The sequence below is a fragment of the Tabrizicola flagellatus genome (assembly GCF_008271465.1).
In the GTDB taxonomy this organism is placed as follows: Bacteria; Pseudomonadota; Alphaproteobacteria; order Rhodobacterales; family Rhodobacteraceae; genus Tabrizicola; species Tabrizicola flagellata.
Map to the genome: position 1 here is coordinate 116,339 of NZ_VMDU01000005.1, position 16,394 is coordinate 132,732.

The following is a 16,394-nucleotide window of genomic DNA, read 5'->3' on the forward strand; positions in this document are numbered from 1 at the left end:
CCCCGCCACTGGCGGGGTTTTTCATTTCCGGCCTAGGTATTCCAGCACCTCTGGCGGCGGGTTGGACAGCAGCATCCCGGTTGCCACCGGAGGATGGACCACGCCGTCGGTAACGAAAGCCAGGCTTCCGCCCAGGGCCCTTGCGTCCTCGGGGTCATGCGTCACCATCAGGACGAGGGCTCCGGTCTCCTGCGCCACCTCGCGGACCAGAGCCAGCATCTCGGCCCGCAGCGCCGGTCCCAGCGCGGCGAAGGGTTCGTCCAGCATCAGGATCGGCCGCGCCCGCAGCAGGGCACGGGCAAGTGCCGCGCGGCTGGCCTGCCCGCCGGAAAGCTGAGCCGGGCGCCTTTCCTCCAGGCCGGCCAGGCCGACCCGGGCCAGCGCCTGCCCGACCCGCGCGCGATCGGCGTCCGACAGGCGCAGGTCCGGCCTGAGACCTAGCCCGGTGTTTTCTGCCACGGTCAGATGCGGGAACAGGTTCTGGTCCTGGAACAGGATCGTCATCGGCCGCTGACCGGGGGGGACGGGTGCAAGATCCGCGCCCTGCCACAGGACCCGGCCCGAGGTCGGCGGCAGGAACCCGGCGATCATTGACAGGAGCGTGGATTTTCCCGCCCCGGACGGCCCCATGATCGCGATCAGGCTGCCGGGCTCGGCCTGCCAGTCGGCGGTCAGGCGGAAACCGGGCTGGGTGAAGGTCAGGCGGTCAAGCTGCAGCACGGCGGCCTCCGGCGTCGAAAGCCCAGAACAGGGCGAAGGAGAGGGCGACAAGGATCAGCGCGGCGGCGGCGGCGGCCTCCATCCGGTAGGCGCCGGTCAGCTGGCTGACGACAAGGGGCAGGGTGGCCTGCCGCTCCCCGGCGAACAGGGCGATGACGCCCAGATCGCCCATCGACAGCGCGGCGGCGATGCCGGCGCCAAAGCCCAGGGGCCGCGCGAGCCGTGGCAGGACAAGCCAGCGCAGACGGGGCCAGCCGCGCAGGTCGAGGCTGTCGGCCAGCCGGCCGTAGTCCTGATGCAGCGCCCGCGCCTCGGGCAGGAGGATGCGGTAGAGATAGGGCAGCGACAGGGCGAGGTTGACCAGCACGGTGACCGGCAACGCCAGGGTCATCGGCGGGGCAAAGGGCCGGATCAGAAGGAAAAGGCCGGTGCCGAGGACCAGGCCCGAGGTCGCCAGCGGCAGCGTGGCCGCCGTCTCGACCCAGAGGCCCGGCCGCCGCGCGGCCGACAGGGCCAGCGCCAGCGCCGCCGCCGTCGCCAGCACCGCCGAGACCAGCGCCACGCCGACCGACCGTGCCGCCGCCGGCAGGACCGAGGCAGGCAGGTCCGCGAGCCCCGGCAGGCCCCGCATCAGGACGGCGAGGAGCGGCAGCGCCAGGAACAGGCCCGTCAGGATCAGCGCCAGCACATCCAGCGCGCGCCGCCAGCCCGGCGGGGCGTCCAGCCGCAGCGGCCGGTCGAGCCCCGCGCCGAATCCCGCCGGCCGGGTCAGCCCCCAGGCCGCCAGCGCCGCCAGTCCCCCCAGCACCAGCTGCACCCCCGCCAACCCCGCCGCGCGGGCCAGGTCGAACTCGAAGCGCACCGCCTGATAGATCGCCAGCTCGATCGTGGTGGCCGAGGGGCCGCCGCCCAGGGTCAGGACCACGGCAAAGCTGGTCAGGCAGATCACCAGGATCACCAGCGCGACCCCCGGCAGCACCTCGCGCAGCATCGGCGCCTCGAGGTGGCGGAAGGTCTCGCGCGGGGGGAAGCCCAGGGATTGCGCCAGCCGGATGCGCTCGGCCGGGATCGACAGCCAGCCTTGCAGGATCATCCGGGTGGCCAGCGGCAGGTTCAGGAACACATGGGCCAGGACGACGCCGTGCAGGCCGTAGATCGAGACGGGCGGCAGGTCGAGGGCGGTGAGCGCCTGATTGAGCATGCCGCCCCGACCGAAGACGGCCAGAAGCCCAAGCACCGCGACCACCGCCGGCAGAAGGAAGGGCGCGCCCATCAGGGTGATCAGCGCGCCACGGCCGGGAAACTGGCGGCGGGCAAGCGCGCGGGCCACGGGCACGGCCAGCAGCGTGGAAAAGACCGCCGACAGCACCGCCTGCGTCGCCGAAAAGCGCACCGCCGCCCAGTCGGCCGCACCGAGGGAGATCCCCGTCCCGCGCCAGCCAATGGCCAGCAGGGGCGCGATGACCAGCGCCAAGAGGAGGCCCGCCAGAAGGTGCGCGGGCAGGTTCTGGCGAGGCGCAAGCCTCGGCTTCATCGGGCAGGCCCCCCACCCCCATCCCCTCCCCACGAGGGGGAGGGGAGGCGCGGGGGGATCGGGCGCGCGACTCCGGTCACTTCGCCAGTGCCGTGCGCCATTCGGCCAGCGCCGGGTCGCGGGCGGCCTGGGCCTCTTCCGGCGTCATCAGGAGCGACTTCGCCGGTCGGAAGGCGTCGAAGCCCTCGGGCAGGCCGGCTGCCGGGGTGACGGCGGGATACATCCAGTTGGTCTGGGGGATCGCCGACTGGAAGGCCTCGGTCAGCATGAAGGCGAGGAAGCGGTCCGCAAGCTCCGGCTGGTCGGTCGCGGCCAGTTTGCCGGCGACCTCGATCTGGAGGTAATGGCCTTCGTCGAACAGGGCCGCGGCCTTGCTGTCGTCCTTCTCCGCGATCAGGTGGTAGGCGGGCGAGGTGGTGTAGGACAGGACCATGTCGGCCTCGCCTTCCAGGAACAGGCCATAGGCCTCGGACCAGCCGGGGGTGACGGTGACGACATTGTCGGCCAGGCCCTGCCAGATTTCAGCAGCGCGGTCGCCGTAGGCCGCCTTGACCCAGAGGAGAAGCCCGAGCCCGGGGGTCGAGGAGCGGGGATCCTGGATCACGATCTTCAGGTCCGAGGCGGCCAGCGCCTCGAAGGTCCTCGGCGGCTCGGGCAGGCGGGTCCGGTCGTGGACGAAGGCGAACCAGCCCCAGTCGTAGGGCAGGAACAGGGGATCGGCGACCTCCACCGGCAGGTCGAGTTGCGGCGTATGGCCATGCGGGGCGAACAGCCCGGTCGCGGCGGCGGCCGCCGTCAGGCTGGTGTCGAGGCCAAGGACGACATCGGCCTCGGAGGCCGCGCCTTCCAGCTGGACGCGCGCAAGAAGCGCCGCGCCATCCCCCGCCGGGACGAAGCGCAGGTCGCAGGCGCAGGTTTCCTCGAAGGCCTTCTCGATCGCGGGGCCGGGGCCCCATTCCGAGGTGAAGCTGTCGTAGGTCAGGACGGTGAGAACGGGCGTTTCGGCCAGCGCCTGCGTGGCGATGGTCAGAAGGCCCGCAGCAAGGAGATGTCTTTTCATCATCTTCTCCATGGTGCGACGGAACGGTCGGGGATGGAGAAGCCCATGCACCTTCCCTCCGCCGGTATGATCCGGTTCAGGTTCGACGGGTTCGCTTGCGCATCTCAGCCCGTTGCCGGGCACCCCGAGGTAGGGCCGACCTTACGGCATTCGGCGGCGGGCGCAAGGGGCGAGGGTGGCGCCCGGCGGCTGGCGTCGGATGCCTCCGGCGGGAGTATTTGGAAAAGGGCAAGAGCAGGGGCCGGGGTCAGTCGCGGCGCAGGAACAGCGTGCCGTTCGGTTCGCCGGTCTCGTCCTCGGCGAAGCCCAGGGCGGCGAGGGCGGGGGTCAGTTTCGCGCGCGCGGCGGTGACCTCGGAAGGGTCGAGGAAGGGGATGAGGATGCGGCGCAGGCCTGCGAGGGCGGGTTCGGGCAGCGCCTCGGGCGGCAGGAGCGGGCCGGAGAGGCGCAGGACCTCGGGCCGGGTCTCGGCCAGAAGGCGATGCAGGCCCGACCAGATGCCTTCGGGGTTCAGCGTGGCCTGCGACCAGGAAAGGCCCGCGGTGTCGGGAAAGTTCAGCGCGGCGATGCGCCGCGAGAGGAGGAGGAGCGAGGGGCGTTCCTCGTGGATCGTGATGCGCAGGTCGGGCATGGCGGCCCGGGCGCGCAGCGCGACAAAGCCGATGCCGGCATCCAGATCCAGGAGACTGGAACAACCGTTCACAAATCCCGCGATGTTGCGGGCATGGCGGCGGTCGAACTTTCCCGACCTGATCACCTCCAGCGCGGCGGCGGTGAAGACGCGGGGGTCGAGTGGGAGCTTCAGGCCCTGGTTTTCCACCAGCTCCAGCGGAATGTCCTGCGTGAGGTCGGCCGAACCCGAGACATAGGGCGAGGCAAAGGGAGAGCCCCAGCCGGGCGGCGGCGGGGTGCGGCGGACCTCTTTCGGCTGGGCGTTGCGGCGCTGTTCCAGTTTCGTCTGGACCGCCTTCACCGCTTCGGGGTCACGGGGTTTCGGCGGCTTGGCCACGACTTGGCTGATCGGCACGTTCGAGGCGGCTTCCAGATTGGCGACATAAGCGAGGTAATCGGGCGACTGGCGGTATTCGGCCAGCCGCGCCTCGGCCCGGTCATGGGCGGCCTCGTGCAGGCGGCGCACCTCGGGATCGGACAGCAGCGCGGCCATGATCTCGGCCCGGCGCGCGCGGTGGCGGAAGATGCGGGTGTCCTCGACCTCGTTGCGGTCCTGGAGCGACCAGTAGTCGGCGTTGTACTTGTCCTTCTTCAGGTTCGCGTTGCCGCGGAACTTGCGCAGGGAATAGGCGGCCATCGACTTGATGGCATAGTGGTTGATCTGCCCCCAGTCGTAGCCCACGGTCCGGCGGATCGACCGCCAGCCGCGGAATTTGAACCATTCCTCCAGCGGGCGGCCCGAGCCGTTCACCCACAGCACGCTTTCGGGATAGTCGGTGTCCTTGTGCTGCGACTTGATGATCGGGCGGTGCATGCCCAGTCGCAGGTATTTCGGATCGAACTTCAGCAGCGTCTTGGTGCCCCAGCCCTTGTTCCAGAACTCGGGCGCGGCGCGGGTGAACTGTTCGGTGATGGGCTCGCGCGACCAGTCGCGGATGCCCGAGGAGCCGAAGATGCGCCAGGTCAGCACCATGGCCTGGGCATTCATCGCGTTCAGGTCGGCCACCAGCCCGTCCAGCGTGCCCGAGGGGTGGTTGATGACCATGAACTCGTCGGCGTCCAGCACCAGAAGCCAGTCGGAGTTGATGATCAGCTCTTCCTCGGCCGCGGCCTTCAGCATCGAGGGATGCGGCTTCATTCCTTCGGGGATCACGTTGTCGCGGTGGTGGACGCCGATGTCCAGCGCCTCGAGCCGTTTCAACAGGTCGTCGGTGCCATCCGAACAATCGTTCGTATAGACCATGATCTCGGTGAAGCCGAGCGCGAGGTGATGCGCGACCCATTCCACCACGGTCGGGCCTTCGTCCTTCATGGTGGACAGCGCCACCAGCGACCCATGCGGGCTGGTCTGGCGGGTGAAGTTCATTCGTCCAGGGCGGCGGAGGGGTCGATTTCCAGCTTCTCGCACATCCGCGCGATGTAGCTGCCCTTCAAGGGCGGGTTCTTGCGCCACCAGGGCCGCGCCGCGTTGGTGTAGATGTGGACCGAGAGGGTGGCGTCGGTGAAATGGCCTTCCACGTTGGAATGGGGGTCGTAGAAGACATCGTTCAGCTGGAAGGGCACGGGGTAAAGCGTGTCGGCGGTCATCGCCTTGTCGATATCGCCCGTGACCTGCGCGAAATGGGTGAAGGCCTGCGGGCCGAAGGCGGTGCGTTCGGTGTGATAGATGCGGACGGCTTTCGGCAGCGAACGATCGAGCTTGTCCATCTTGCGGCGCTGCTTGTTGCCCCACCAGGCCGGGTAGTCGGGCAGGTTGTCGTAATAGTCGAGCAGGCTTTCGATCAGCCGCCCGGTCTGCGGCATCGCCACAACGCCGCAGTTCAGCGCGCCCCGCATACCGTGGCCGGCGTAGATGTGCTCCTGCCCTTCCGGGAAGGGGCGGTGGCAGAAGGCGTCGCAGTCGATCCAGATCGCGCCGGTCTTCTGGATCATCTTGTAGCGGAAGACGTTGGACAGGAACGAGGCCGAGGTCTCGGCAACGATCGCGCGGTCGATCTCCATGATTTCCGAGGCCGGGCGGACCTCGACCCCCTCGGGCACGTTGCGCACCTTGTCGGTGCAATACAGCGTCACCGGATGGCCCATCACCAGATGCGACTTCAGGCAGAGCTGGTTGATGTAGTGCAGGCTTTCGCCAATCCAGAGCGATGCGACGGGGCGGCGGTTCAGGTCCATGGGCTGTCCTTCAGGCGGTCAGAAGACCGAGGCGAAACGTTCGGGCAGGCGGTAGAGCGCCTTCGTGCGCCCGCCGCCGAAGAAGGTGATCTTGCCGTCGTGCAGGTGCTGCTGTTCCTCGATCATGCGCTTGCGGAACTCGGGCAGCTCGGCGTCCTCGCGTTCGGCGACGCCCTTGGACAGCTTGAGGAAGGTTTCCAGATCCTTGCCCCAGGCCTTGCCCACCTCTTTCGGGTCGCGGTCTCCGGCCATGATCGCGCGCATGTCCTTGCGGCCGGCGAGGCGTTCCGTGACCATGTCGTAGTCGAAGAAGCGCAGGTGGATCAGGTAGAGATGCGGGTCCAGCACGCGCGGCTGGTGGCTGTTCGCGTGCCCGCCGACGGTAAAGCCGGTTTCCTTCCGCAACACGCAGGGCTTGGCATAGTTGGCATTGGCGCGGAACACCCTGCGACGCGACAGGATCGGGGCGTCGTCGGACAGGGGCTCGGGCTCGGCCTCGGGGTTGTGGACCAGCTCGATCCCGAAGGGGCAGAGCGAGGCCGGCGTGCGTCTGGGGTGGGTGTAACGGCCGAGGTAGGTGACGAGGTCGGGGGCCACGGCGGGATCGACGATCACCACCTCGTCCACGTCGCTGACGATGAACCAGTTGTAATAGCGCAGCATCCCGGCCGAGAACTGGCTGTTGATCGACCAGCGCCGCCGTTCCATCCGCCACAGGGTCGGGTCGCGCGGCAGGCGGATGACATTGGCGCCCTCGCAGATGCGGTCATGTTCGGGATCGCCGCCGTGCGACAGGATGTAGAGATGTTCCCGCCCGAACTGCCGGCCATAGTAATCGACCCAGCGGCGCAGGAAGTAATAGTCCTTGTAGACCATGGTCATGGCCCCGGCCGGCTTCTTGGTCGGATCGAGCGTGGCGGGGGCGTCGGACATCTGGCTTTCCTGGACCTGCGGGGCGGACGGTATCACGCGGATTCGCGGGCTTTCAAGCCGGGGGGCTGCGGCGCCCCTCGACCCGCAGGCGCGCGATGAAGTCGCGCAGCAGCGGCACGCGGCGGGGACGGAAGCTTTCGTCGGTCAGGGCGACCCGGTCCATCTGCTGCACCTTGAAGCGACGGAAATCCTGGCGCAGGCAGCAGAAGGCCAGGCACTGCACCTCGCGGTCGAGGAACACGGTGCCCAAGGGCCAGATCCGCCGTTCTGTCACCGCGCCGGAGAGGTCGCGGTAGGCGATGTCCAGCGCGCGCTCCTCCCAGGCGGCCTCGCGCAGGGTCTGCATGTGCGGCGGCAGGGGGGCGCGGCGGTCGAAACGGTAGGTCTGGGTCACCGCGTGGATCGCCTGGCGCTGCACCCGGTCGGGCAGGGTGGCGATGATCTTGGCCTGGGCCTGGGCGGCGGCCCGCGCCAGCGCCGGATCGCCCGCCATGGTCACTTCGGCCAGGCCGAGGACCAGCGCCTCGACCTCCAGCCGGGTGAACATCTGCGGCAGCAGCGCCGGGTCCTCGGTCAGCGTATAGCCCGCCCCGGCCGCGCCGTCGATCAGCGCCCCCGCCGCCCGCAAGGCGCCGATGTCGCGGTAGAGCGTGCGCTCGGACACGCCCGTCTCCTCGGCCAGCCGGGCGGCGGTGACGGGCTGCGGCAGCATCCGGAAGGCATCCAGCAGGCGGAACAGGCGGTCGGACTTGGGCATGGACTACTGACAGGTTCTGACAGGAGGCGAAGCCTATACCGGAGGCATCAGCCAGCAAAGGAGAGAAAGATGCTGACCCTGTTCCATTCCCCGCACAGCCGGTCCTCGGCCATCGTCGCCCTGATCGAGGAGATGGGCATCCAGGACTGGGTGGAGATCCGCGAGGTGACGATCCCGCGCATGGACGGCTCGGGCGGGCGCGACCCGGCCAATCCGCATCCCGAGGGCAAGGTGCCGGTCCTCGTGCATGACGGCCATGTCATCACCGAACGCGCCGCGATCATCCTGCACCTGACCAGCCTCTTCCCCGACAGCGGAATGGCCCCGGCGGTGGGGACGCCCGAATGGGGCGTGTTCGCGATGTGGCTGGCCTGGTATCAGGGCGTGCTGGAACCGACCTTCATCATGGAGGCCGCGGGCGTCTCGCATCCCTGGCTGACCGCGGCGGTGCGGGATCACCAGACCGCGGTTGCCCGTCTCCGGGCGGCGCTGGACAAGGGGCCGTGGATCCTGGGCGAGCATTATTCGGCGGCGGACCTGCTTCTGCATGCGCCCTATGCCTGGTTCCCCGAGGCGACGCCCGCGGACCCGGTGCTGCGCGACTGGATCGACCGCTGCCTTGCGCGGCCGGCGCGGGCGCGGGTGCTGGACCGCGATGCAAGCAGGATGCAGGCCGCCTGACGGCGCCCAGGCGCAAGGCCCAAAATTCTTCGACGAAGAATTTTGGGCGTCCTCACCCCGGCGGCTGCCACAGTTCGATCGGCGTGCCCTCGGGGTCGTGGATTCGGGCGAAGGTGCCGTAGCTGCCGTCGCCGTCCCAGTCGGCCCGCGTCTCCACCGCGATCCCCGCGGCCTGCAACCGGGCGATGAGCGCGGGCAGATCATCGACGCGCAGGTTCAGCATCCATTGCCGGTCGGCGGCGAAATAGTCGGTGTCGTAACTGAAGGGCGAAAGGACCGTCGGACCCGCCTCCTGCATCCAGACCGCCACATCGGGCTGGGTGATGCCGAGATGATCCTGATACCAGGCGTTCAGCGCCTCGGGATCGCGGGCGCGGAAGAAGATGCCGCCGATGCCGGTGACCTTGCCCATGCCCGCCTCCCGCAATGCAAAAGGGTCGCCCCACGGGAGACCCTCTCACATTTCCGCTGTCGCGGGAAGGATCAGCCGTTGACCACGTCCTTCAGCGCCTTGGCGATGGCGAACTTGACCTGCTTGTCGGCCGGCTTGGTCATGGTCTCGCCCGTGGCGGGGTTGCGGACCTGACGCTCGGGGCGGGCCTTGCAGGCCACCTTGCCGAGGCCCGGCAGCGTCACGGTGCCGCCGGCAGCGACTTCCCGCGACACGACCGCCGCGATGGCATCCAGAGCCGCATTCGCGGTTTTCTTGTCGCCGCCCATGGCTTCGGCGACGGCGGCCACCAGCTGGGTCTTGGTCATCGGTTTGGACATTTGATCATCCTTCGTTGTTATTCGCTTCGTGTCATATGCACGGTTCGGCCCGCAAAACACGGGCGTCCACCCCCGGTTGCGGGGCCACGGCCCAGACACACGGTTTGAGGTCCGAAATCAAGCCCCGAAGCACGAAACAAGGGGTATTGACGGTTTTTTCGCCGTCTAGAGGAAGGCCGTTTCCTCGAAACTGCGCAGTTTCCGGCTGTGCAGCCGCTCGATCGGTGTCTCGCGCAGGCGCTCCATCGCTCGGATGCCGATCTGGAGATGCCGGCTGACCTGGGTCTTGTAGAACTCGGACGCCATGCCGGGCAGCTTCAGCTCGCCATGCAGCGGCTTGTCGCTGACGCAGAGCAGCGTGCCGTAGGGCACCCGGAACCGGAACCCGTTCGCCGCGATGGTGGCGCTTTCCATGTCCAGCGCCACGGCGCGCGACTGCGACAGGCGGCGGACGGGGCCGGACTGGTCGCGCAGCTCCCAGTTGCGGTTGTCGATGGTGGCGACGGTGCCGGTGCGCATGATGCGCTTCAGCTCGTAGCCCTCCAGCTGCGTGACCTCGGCCACCGCCTTCTCCAGCGCGATCTGGATTTCCGCCAGCGCCGGGATCGGCACCCATACCGGCAGGTCGTCGTCAAGCACATGGTCCTCGCGCAGATAGGCATGGGCGAGAACGAAGTCGCCCAGGCTCTGGCTGTTGCGCAGCCCCGCGCAGTGGCCGACCATCAGCCAGGCATGCGGGCGCAGCACCGCGATATGGTCGGTCGCGGTCTTGGCGTTCGACGGCCCGACCCCGATGTTGACCAGGGTGATCCCGTTCCCGTCCGGCCTTTTCAGGTGATAGGTCGGCATCTGCGGCATCTTGGACGGGGTCTCGATCACCCCGTCCGGCGTGGTGATCACCTGGTTTCCGGTCGCGACGAAGGCCGTATAGCCCGAGGCCGGATCACCGAGCGCCGCGCGGGCATAGGCTTCGAACTCGTCCACATAGAACTGGTAGTTGGTGAACAGGACGTGGTTCTGGAAATGCGTCGGGTCGGTCGCCGTGTAATGCGACAGGCGCGCCAGGCTGTAGTCCACCCGCTGCGCGGTGAACGGGGCCAGCGGGGCCGAACCGTCGTCATAGCGCGTCATCACCCCGTTCACGATGTCGTCGTTCGTGGTCACCAGGTCCGGCACGTCGAACACGTCGCGCAAGGAGAAGTCCATCACCCCTTCCTGCGGAATCGCGACTTCGGTACCGGAAACGGCGAAATGCACCGGCATGGGCGTGTCCGACAGGCCGACCTCGACCGTGACGCCGTGGTTGCGGATCAGAAGCTCGATCTGCTGGATCAGGTAGTTTCGGAAGAGATCCGGCCGCGTGATCGTGGTGGCATAGGTCCCGGGGGCCGAGACATGGCCGAAGGCCAGACGGGTATCCACCTTGTCGAAGCTGGCGACCGTCAGGCGGATCTCGGGGTAATAGGCGCGGACGCGGCGGCCGGGATGTCCCTTGGACACGGTGCGCAGGAACTGGTCCGACAGGAACCGGGTGGCCTGGGTGTACAGTGCCTCCAGCCGGTCCACCGCCGCTGCGGCATTGGTGAAACTTTCCATCGGCGGGGCGTCGGGGGTAAGGATCGCGCTGTTCAGGTCGTCTTGCATTCCGGGGTCCTGCGATTGATCCGGCATATAAGCCGAAAGCCGGGCAGGTCCGCAAGTGAAGCCATTGTGACGGTCGCGCTCAGCCGGCGCGGAACAGCGCGATCAACGCACGGTCGGCGGCATGATCGGCGTCGATCCGCGCGGCAGCGGCGCCGTAGATCTCGACCTCGATCAGTTGCAGGTCGGCGATGCGCCGGGCGGCGGACAGATCCTCCAGCGCGCGGTCGAAGCCGCGATCGGTCCAGACCCGGCGGTTGATCGACAGGGCGAACTGCGCCCCCGGCAGGGCGACGGCCAGCAGATGCGGAAACGCCTCGGGCCCGACATGGCCGGCGGTGAAGGTGCCGGAACTGACGATCCCCGCATGGCGCCGCGGCAGATCAAGGGGCCGGGTGATGTCGGCCCGGATCAGGTGGTCGTAGATCCGCTTCTCAGCCGCGCGCTCCAGCATCTCGGCCGAGAAATCCACCGCGTCGATCGGGCCACGGAACCCCATGCCGCGCAGGGCTTCGGCCAGAAGCCCGGTGCCCGCGCCCACGTCCAGCACCGGCCCGCCCGCCCCGGTGCCCATGAAGGCCGCCGCGACATGGGCGGGAAGCATGTATTCCATCTCGGCCGCGAAGCCGGAGTCGTAGTTGGCCGCCCAGTCGCGGTAATAGGCAAGGCATGCCTCCGGCCCGGTCAGGCCCAGCGCCCCCTTCAGCCCCTGATCCATCGCCTTCCTCCCCTGCCCGCCAGATTGGATCGCCCCGGCCCCTGCCGCAAGCCCTTGCAGCCCTCCGCCCGCCCCGCGATAGTCGCGGCCATGTCCACGCTCCTCTCCCTTGGCCACGGCTATTCCGCCCGCGCCCTTGCCCGCCGCCTGATCCCGCAGGGCTGGCGCGTCATCGGCACCACCCGCAATCCCGCCAAGGCCGAGGCGCTGCGCGCCGAAGGGGTCGAGCCCCTGCTCTGGCCCGGCGACCTCGGCCCCGCGCTGGCCAAGGCGACGCATATCCTTTGCTCGGCCGCCCCGGATGCCCAGGGCGACCCCTTCCTGCGCGCGGCACCACAGATTGCCCAGTCCAAGGCGGTCTGGGTCGGCTACCTGTCCACCACCGGGGTCTATGGCGACCATGCGGGCGGCTGGGTGGACGAGACGACGCCACTCACCCCCCAGTCCGACCGGGGCCGGCAGCGCGTGGTGGCCGAACGGCAATGGCTGGAGACGGGCCTGCCGGTCCACATCTTCCGCCTTGCCGGCATCTACGGCCCCGGCCGCGGGCCGTTCGAGAAGGTCCGCGACGGCACCGCGCGGCGGATCATCAAGCCGGGGCAGGTCTTCGGCCGCATACATGTCGATGACATCGCCCAGGTGCTGGAAGCCTCGATCCGCCGTCCGAACCCGGGCGCGGCCTACAATGTCTGCGACGACAATCCCTGTCCGCCGCAGGACGTGATCGCCTACGCAGCACGGCTTCTGGGCCTGCCCGAACCGCCCGCCGTGCCCTTCGAGGAGGTTGCCCCGACGATGACCCCGATGGCGCTCGGCTTCTACAGCGAATCGAAGCGGGTGCGGAACGACCGGATCAAGGAAGAGCTGGGCGTGCGGCTGCTCTACCCCGACTACCCCGAAGGCCTCGCTGCGCTTCTGGCCGAAGAGGGCGGCTGACGACCTATTCCGCCGCCAGATCGCGCGACTGGTTGGCCAGGATCGCCTCGGTCACTGCCGACAGCGCCAGCGCCGCTGCGCCATGCGCCCAAAGGAGGTCGCCCCAAGCATGGATCTCGATCGGCGGGCGCGGGCGGCCGGTGTTGATCGCCAGGTTGTCCATCTCGGCCAGGGTCTCGGCGGCATAGAGATAGTCATAGCGCATCCGCTCGCCCGACAGGATGATCAACGCCGGGTCGAAGAGGTTGACCACGTTCGACAGCCCGACCGCCAGATAGCGCCCCGCGCGGCGGAAGATCGACTTCGCCGTGGCATTGCCGGCCTTGGCATGGTCGTAGAGGCTTTCCAAGAGCACGTTGATCGGCTGGCTCTCCTTGTGGCCCCAGTTCAGCGCCGTCGTCGCCTCGCGCGCCAGGGCATAGTCGGCGACATAGGCCTCCAGACAGCCGCGCTGGCCGCAGCGGCACAGGGCGCCGTCGAGATGCACCTTGGTATGGCCCAGCTCCATCCCCAGCCGCTGCGCGCCGCGATAGATCCGGTGGTTCATCACGAAGCCCATGCCGACCCCGTGCTCGATGGTGACCACCGCGAAATCCGACAGGCTGCGCCCGGCGCCGAACCACAGCTCGGCCAGGGCCACCAGGTTCGCGTCGTTGTCCACCTGCACCGGGATCCCCAGCCGCGCGCTCGCTGCCTGGGCAACCGGCACCGCGCGTTCGACCAGAACCGAGGACCACAGCGCCACCCCGTCGGCACAATCGACAAAACCCGGGATTCCGATTCCGACACCCGAAAGTTCGGACCGCGAGACCTTCGCCTTGGCACAGACCCGGTCCAGCAGCGCCTCGATCGTGTCCAGAAGCTCGCCCAGCTGCATCGGGCCGGGCCGGCGCGGGATCGCCTCGTCGGCGATCAGCTTGCCGGCGAAATCGACGACGACGGCGGTATGCTCGCGGTCCGACAGCTTCATCCCCGCGACCAGATGCGCGCCTGCCTTGACCCCCAGAAAGACGGCAGGCCGCCCGCGCCCGGCCTCGCCGCCGCGCGGCACCGCGACCTCCTCGATCAGGCCCGCCTCGATCAGTTCCGACGAGATCGTGGTCACGCTGGCCGGGCTCACGCCCAGGTCCTTGGCCAGCTGCACCCGCGGAATCAGACCCGCGGCGCGCACCAACTCGAAGACCTGCTGGCGCAGCGGGCGCTGGCTTTCGGTCAGGGGCGGGATCAGGGGACCCACGCCCTTGCGCGGCTCTGTCGCGGCGGCATGCGTCGCCTTGGCCAACATTCCTTCGCCTCCCGAAGCAAAAGCCGCCGATTCTGCTGCGCATCGAGGCAGGCTTGCCGCAGAATGGCCGGACTTCCACCATTTCCGCCCTGCCGCAAGCTTTGACCAGCAGAATAATTTTGACAACTGAAATTGATATGCGAGTTTGGCCTTGGCCTTTGCTCAACCTTTAGGGCAATGGGTCTGCAGAGCGTGCAATCTTGGGGAGGTATTGATGCGCAAACTGTTGTGGGTTGCAGCCCTTGCCGTGATGGCCCTGACTTCGGTCGCCCTCGCCGAGGGCAAGAAGATCGGGGTGGCCTGGGGCGATCTGTCCCAGCCGCGCTGGCGCTGGGACGTGACCGCGATGCGCTCGGTCATCGAACGCAGCGGCAACACGTACATCCCGGTCGATGCCGGCGGATCGGCGGCCAAGCAGTTGCAGGACATCGAGAAGATGATCGCGGACGGCGTCGATGCCCTTGTGATCCAGCCCGTGGACAAGGACGAGATCATGAGCGGCGTGGAACGTGCCGCGGCGGCCGGCATACCGATGATCGCCTATGACCGCCTGATCGAGCACGACAAGGTCTTCTACATCACCTTCGACAACGTGGGCGTCGGGCGGATCATCGCCGCGATCGTCAAGCAGGCGGCCCCCACGGGCAATTATGTGATCATCAAGGGCGACCCCGGCGATGCCAACACCGGCTTCCTGCGGCAGGGCATGGAAGAGGTGATCGGCGCGGCCGTTGCCAGCGGGCAGATCAGGATCGTCGGCGAGGCGAATGCCGACGGCTGGCGGCCCGAGAACGCCAAGGCGATCATGGAAAAGGTCCTGGCCGAGACCGGCAATCAGGTCGATGCCGTGCTGGCGCAGAACGACGGCATGGCCGGCGGCGCGATCGAGGCGCTGACGGCGGCGGGCCTCACGGTTCCGATCGGTGGCCAGGACTGTGACCCGGCGGCGCTGAACCGGGTTGCCATGGGCACGCAGACGGTGTCGGTCTGGAAGAACAACTTCGACCTTGCCAAGCAGGCCGGCCGCATCGCCGTCCAGCTGGCAGAAGGCACGCCGATGAACCTGATTCCCGACGCGCGGCAGTTCTCGGGGGGCGAAAGGGGCGTTCCGGTCTGGTCCATCATGCTGAACCCGACCCCGATCACGGCCGAGACGCTCGACGTCGTCATCGACGCGGATCACGTCACCAAGGCGGATGTCTGCAAGAACGCCCTGCCCACGGTCGCCGCCTGCCGCTGAGCCTTGGGGGATACGTCCAGTGCCGGCCCCGTCGCGGGCCGGCGTTTTATTTTTTGACAACTGAAATTATTGGCGGCATCTTCCGCCCTGTTCCGGCGAATCTGCCGGACCGGCCCTTAGAGGCCGATCCATAGGGAGGATACATATGCGTACCGCAATTCTCGCCGCCGTTCTGGCGGTGACCGGTTTCTCGTCGGCAGCTCTCGCCGAAGGCAAGAAGATCGGTGTTTCCTGGGCACAGTTCCAGGAAGAGCGCTGGAAGATCGACGAAGCCGCGATGAAGGCCGCGATCGAAGCCGCCGGCAACGAGTATGTCTCGGCCGACGCCCAGTCCTCGGCCGAAAAGCAGCTGTCGGACATCGACGCGCTGATCGCGCAGGGCGTGGATGCTCTGGTCATCAACGCCTGGGACAAGGACGCCATCGGGCCGGCCATCGAGAAGGCCGCGGCAGAAGGGATCCCGGTCGTCGGCTATGACCGCCTGATCGAGGACAACCGCACCTTCTACCTGACCTTCGACAACGTCGGCGTCGGCCGCATCATCGCGGAAGAGGTGTTCAAGCTGGTGCCGAAGGGGAACTATGCCATCATCAAGGGCGACCCGGGCGACCCGAACGTCGGCTTCCTGCGCCAGGGCATGGAAGAGGTCATCGGCGCGGCCGTTGCCTCGGGCGACATCAAGATCGTCGGCGAAGCGAACTCGGACGGCTGGAAGCCGGAGAACGCCCAGAAGAACATGGAGCAGATCCTGACCGCCAACAACAACGCCATCGACGCCGTGCTGGCGCAGAACGACGGCATGGCGGGCGGTGTGGCGGCTGCGCTGGCCGCGCAAGGCCTGAACGTTCCGCTGGGTGGCCAGGACGGCGACCTCGCCGCGATCAACCGCGTAGCGCGCGGCACCCAGACCGTCTCGGTCTGGAAGGACGCCCGCCAGCTGGGCAAGGCCGCCGGCGAGATCGCCTCGGCGCTGGCCGACGGCGCGGCGCTGGACGCTATCCCGGGCGCGACCAAGTTCTCGGGCGGCGAGAAGGGCGTCGAGATGAACGCCATTCTGCTGACCCCGACCCCGATCACCAAGGAGACCATCGGTCTGGCGATCGAGGCTGGCCACATCACCAAGGAACAGGCCTGCGAAGGCGCGATGCCCGACGTGGCTGCCTGCCAGTAATCTGGCCTGATCTCCGGCGCCGTCCCGAGGGGGCGGCGCCGACCCCTTTCTCCTGGCTGGTCCGTCGCTCCGTCCTCGGAGCCCGATGACGCGCATCGCG

Annotated in this window: 16 protein-coding genes and 1 riboswitch; of the genes, 4 read left to right on the forward strand and 12 right to left on the reverse strand. The window is 68.3% G+C overall.

The genetic code is table 11. The annotated features are described in order from the left end of the window. Window positions 1-21 precede the first annotated feature (21 nt). The 7 genes from FL625_RS09680 to FL625_RS09710 form a co-directional block, all read right to left on the reverse strand. Window positions 22-720, reverse strand: coding sequence for a thiamine ABC transporter ATP-binding protein (locus FL625_RS09680; RefSeq protein WP_149588460.1), 699 nt, complete (start codon window positions 718-720; stop codon window positions 22-24). Then, window positions 707-2,254: a thiamine/thiamine pyrophosphate ABC transporter permease ThiP gene (locus FL625_RS09685; protein ID WP_149588461.1), complete on the reverse strand. Its 1,548-nt coding sequence runs from the start codon at window positions 2,252-2,254 to the stop codon at window positions 707-709. Before FL625_RS09685 ends, FL625_RS09680 begins: the two co-directional genes overlap by 14 nt. 76 nt (window positions 2,255-2,330) lie before the next feature. Beyond that, the gene (gene thiB, locus FL625_RS09690; RefSeq protein WP_149588462.1) at window positions 2,331-3,314 is read right to left on the reverse strand and encodes a thiamine ABC transporter substrate binding subunit; all 984 of its coding nucleotides are present in this window, start codon (window positions 3,312-3,314) and stop codon (window positions 2,331-2,333) included. A 36-nt stretch (window positions 3,315-3,350) separates the two neighbouring features. Beyond that, window positions 3,351-3,451, reverse strand: a riboswitch (TPP riboswitch). Window positions 3,452-3,561: 110 nt separating this feature from the next. Next, on the reverse strand, window positions 3,562-5,352 hold the full coding sequence (locus tag FL625_RS09695; RefSeq protein WP_149588463.1) for a glycosyltransferase family 2 protein: 1,791 nt from the start codon (window positions 5,350-5,352) through the stop codon (window positions 3,562-3,564). Next, window positions 5,349-6,161 carry a hypothetical protein gene (locus FL625_RS09700; protein ID WP_235019370.1) on the reverse strand — a complete coding sequence of 271 codons (813 nt, stop codon included), beginning with the start codon at window positions 6,159-6,161 and terminating at the stop codon, window positions 5,349-5,351. Before FL625_RS09700 ends, FL625_RS09695 begins: the two co-directional genes overlap by 4 nt. A gap of 18 nt (window positions 6,162-6,179) precedes the next feature. Next, window positions 6,180-7,094, reverse strand: coding sequence for a glycosyltransferase family protein (locus FL625_RS09705; RefSeq protein WP_149588464.1), 915 nt, complete (start codon window positions 7,092-7,094; stop codon window positions 6,180-6,182). 52 nt (window positions 7,095-7,146) lie between these two features. Then, on the reverse strand, window positions 7,147-7,851 hold the full coding sequence (locus FL625_RS09710) for a helix-turn-helix transcriptional regulator (RefSeq protein WP_149588465.1): 705 nt from the start codon (window positions 7,849-7,851) through the stop codon (window positions 7,147-7,149). 69 nt (window positions 7,852-7,920) lie between these two features. Here FL625_RS09710 and FL625_RS09715 point away from each other — a divergent pair, with 69 nt between their 5' ends. Further along, on the forward strand, window positions 7,921-8,532 hold the full coding sequence (locus FL625_RS09715) for a glutathione S-transferase family protein (RefSeq protein WP_149588466.1): 612 nt from the start codon (window positions 7,921-7,923) through the stop codon (window positions 8,530-8,532). 52 nt (window positions 8,533-8,584) lie between these two features. Here the strand turns inward: FL625_RS09715 and FL625_RS09720 are convergent, their stop codons facing one another. The 4 genes from FL625_RS09720 to FL625_RS09735 form a co-directional block, all read right to left on the reverse strand. Next, window positions 8,585-8,944 carry a VOC family protein gene (locus FL625_RS09720; RefSeq protein WP_149588467.1) on the reverse strand — a complete coding sequence of 120 codons (360 nt, stop codon included), beginning with the start codon at window positions 8,942-8,944 and terminating at the stop codon, window positions 8,585-8,587. A gap of 71 nt (window positions 8,945-9,015) precedes the next feature. Next, a complete protein-coding gene (locus FL625_RS09725; RefSeq protein WP_149588468.1) occupies window positions 9,016-9,303 on the reverse strand; it encodes an HU family DNA-binding protein in 288 nt (95 codons plus the stop codon). 165 nt (window positions 9,304-9,468) lie between these two features. Beyond that, window positions 9,469-10,947, reverse strand: coding sequence for an AMP nucleosidase (locus FL625_RS09730; RefSeq protein ID WP_149588469.1), 1,479 nt, complete (start codon window positions 10,945-10,947; stop codon window positions 9,469-9,471). Window positions 10,948-11,026: 79 nt separating this feature from the next. Next, on the reverse strand, window positions 11,027-11,662 hold the full coding sequence (locus FL625_RS09735; protein ID WP_149588470.1) for a class I SAM-dependent DNA methyltransferase: 636 nt from the start codon (window positions 11,660-11,662) through the stop codon (window positions 11,027-11,029). A gap of 90 nt (window positions 11,663-11,752) precedes the next feature. Here FL625_RS09735 and FL625_RS09740 point away from each other — a divergent pair, with 90 nt between their 5' ends. Further along, on the forward strand, window positions 11,753-12,598 hold the full coding sequence (locus FL625_RS09740) for an SDR family oxidoreductase (protein WP_149588471.1): 846 nt from the start codon (window positions 11,753-11,755) through the stop codon (window positions 12,596-12,598). A gap of 4 nt (window positions 12,599-12,602) precedes the next feature. On the opposite strand, the gene FL625_RS09745 is transcribed toward FL625_RS09740, so the two are convergent. Next, on the reverse strand, window positions 12,603-13,883 hold the full coding sequence (locus tag FL625_RS09745; RefSeq protein ID WP_149588472.1) for an ROK family transcriptional regulator: 1,281 nt from the start codon (window positions 13,881-13,883) through the stop codon (window positions 12,603-12,605). 214 nt (window positions 13,884-14,097) lie between these two features. Between FL625_RS09745 and FL625_RS09750 the strand changes: the two genes are divergently transcribed. Both FL625_RS09750 and FL625_RS09755 read left to right on the forward strand, forming a co-directional pair. Then, window positions 14,098-15,123, forward strand: coding sequence for a substrate-binding domain-containing protein (locus FL625_RS09750; protein ID WP_149588473.1), 1,026 nt, complete (start codon window positions 14,098-14,100; stop codon window positions 15,121-15,123). Between the two features lie 145 nt (window positions 15,124-15,268). Then, a complete protein-coding gene (locus FL625_RS09755; protein ID WP_149588474.1) occupies window positions 15,269-16,294 on the forward strand; it encodes a substrate-binding domain-containing protein in 1,026 nt (341 codons plus the stop codon). Window positions 16,295-16,394: the final 100 nt, after the last annotated feature.

Coding starts and splice junctions, on each gene's coding strand:
- FL625_RS09745 (WP_149588472.1), bottom strand. CDS start 13,883: ATGTTGGCCAAGGCGACGCATGCCGCCGCGACAGAGCCGCGCAAGGGC.
- FL625_RS09695 (WP_149588463.1), bottom strand. CDS start 5,352: ATGAACTTCACCCGCCAGACCAGCCCGCATGGGTCGCTGGTGGCGCTG.
- FL625_RS09735 (WP_149588470.1), bottom strand. CDS start 11,662: ATGGATCAGGGGCTGAAGGGGGCGCTGGGCCTGACCGGGCCGGAGGCA.
- FL625_RS09740 (WP_149588471.1), top strand. CDS start 11,753: ATGTCCACGCTCCTCTCCCTTGGCCACGGCTATTCCGCCCGCGCCCTT.
- FL625_RS09725 (WP_149588468.1), bottom strand. CDS start 9,303: ATGTCCAAACCGATGACCAAGACCCAGCTGGTGGCCGCCGTCGCCGAA.
- thiB (WP_149588462.1), bottom strand. CDS start 3,314: ATGAAAAGACATCTCCTTGCTGCGGGCCTTCTGACCATCGCCACGCAG.
- FL625_RS09730 (WP_149588469.1), bottom strand. CDS start 10,947: ATGCAAGACGACCTGAACAGCGCGATCCTTACCCCCGACGCCCCGCCG.
- FL625_RS09720 (WP_149588467.1), bottom strand. CDS start 8,944: ATGGGCAAGGTCACCGGCATCGGCGGCATCTTCTTCCGCGCCCGCGAT.
- FL625_RS09705 (WP_149588464.1), bottom strand. CDS start 7,094: ATGTCCGACGCCCCCGCCACGCTCGATCCGACCAAGAAGCCGGCCGGG.
- FL625_RS09755 (WP_149588474.1), top strand. CDS start 15,269: ATGCGTACCGCAATTCTCGCCGCCGTTCTGGCGGTGACCGGTTTCTCG.
- FL625_RS09710 (WP_149588465.1), bottom strand. CDS start 7,851: ATGCCCAAGTCCGACCGCCTGTTCCGCCTGCTGGATGCCTTCCGGATG.
- FL625_RS09715 (WP_149588466.1), top strand. CDS start 7,921: ATGCTGACCCTGTTCCATTCCCCGCACAGCCGGTCCTCGGCCATCGTC.
- FL625_RS09685 (WP_149588461.1), bottom strand. CDS start 2,254: ATGAAGCCGAGGCTTGCGCCTCGCCAGAACCTGCCCGCGCACCTTCTG.
- FL625_RS09700 (WP_235019370.1), bottom strand. CDS start 6,161: ATGGACCTGAACCGCCGCCCCGTCGCATCGCTCTGGATTGGCGAAAGC.
- FL625_RS09750 (WP_149588473.1), top strand. CDS start 14,098: ATGCGCAAACTGTTGTGGGTTGCAGCCCTTGCCGTGATGGCCCTGACT.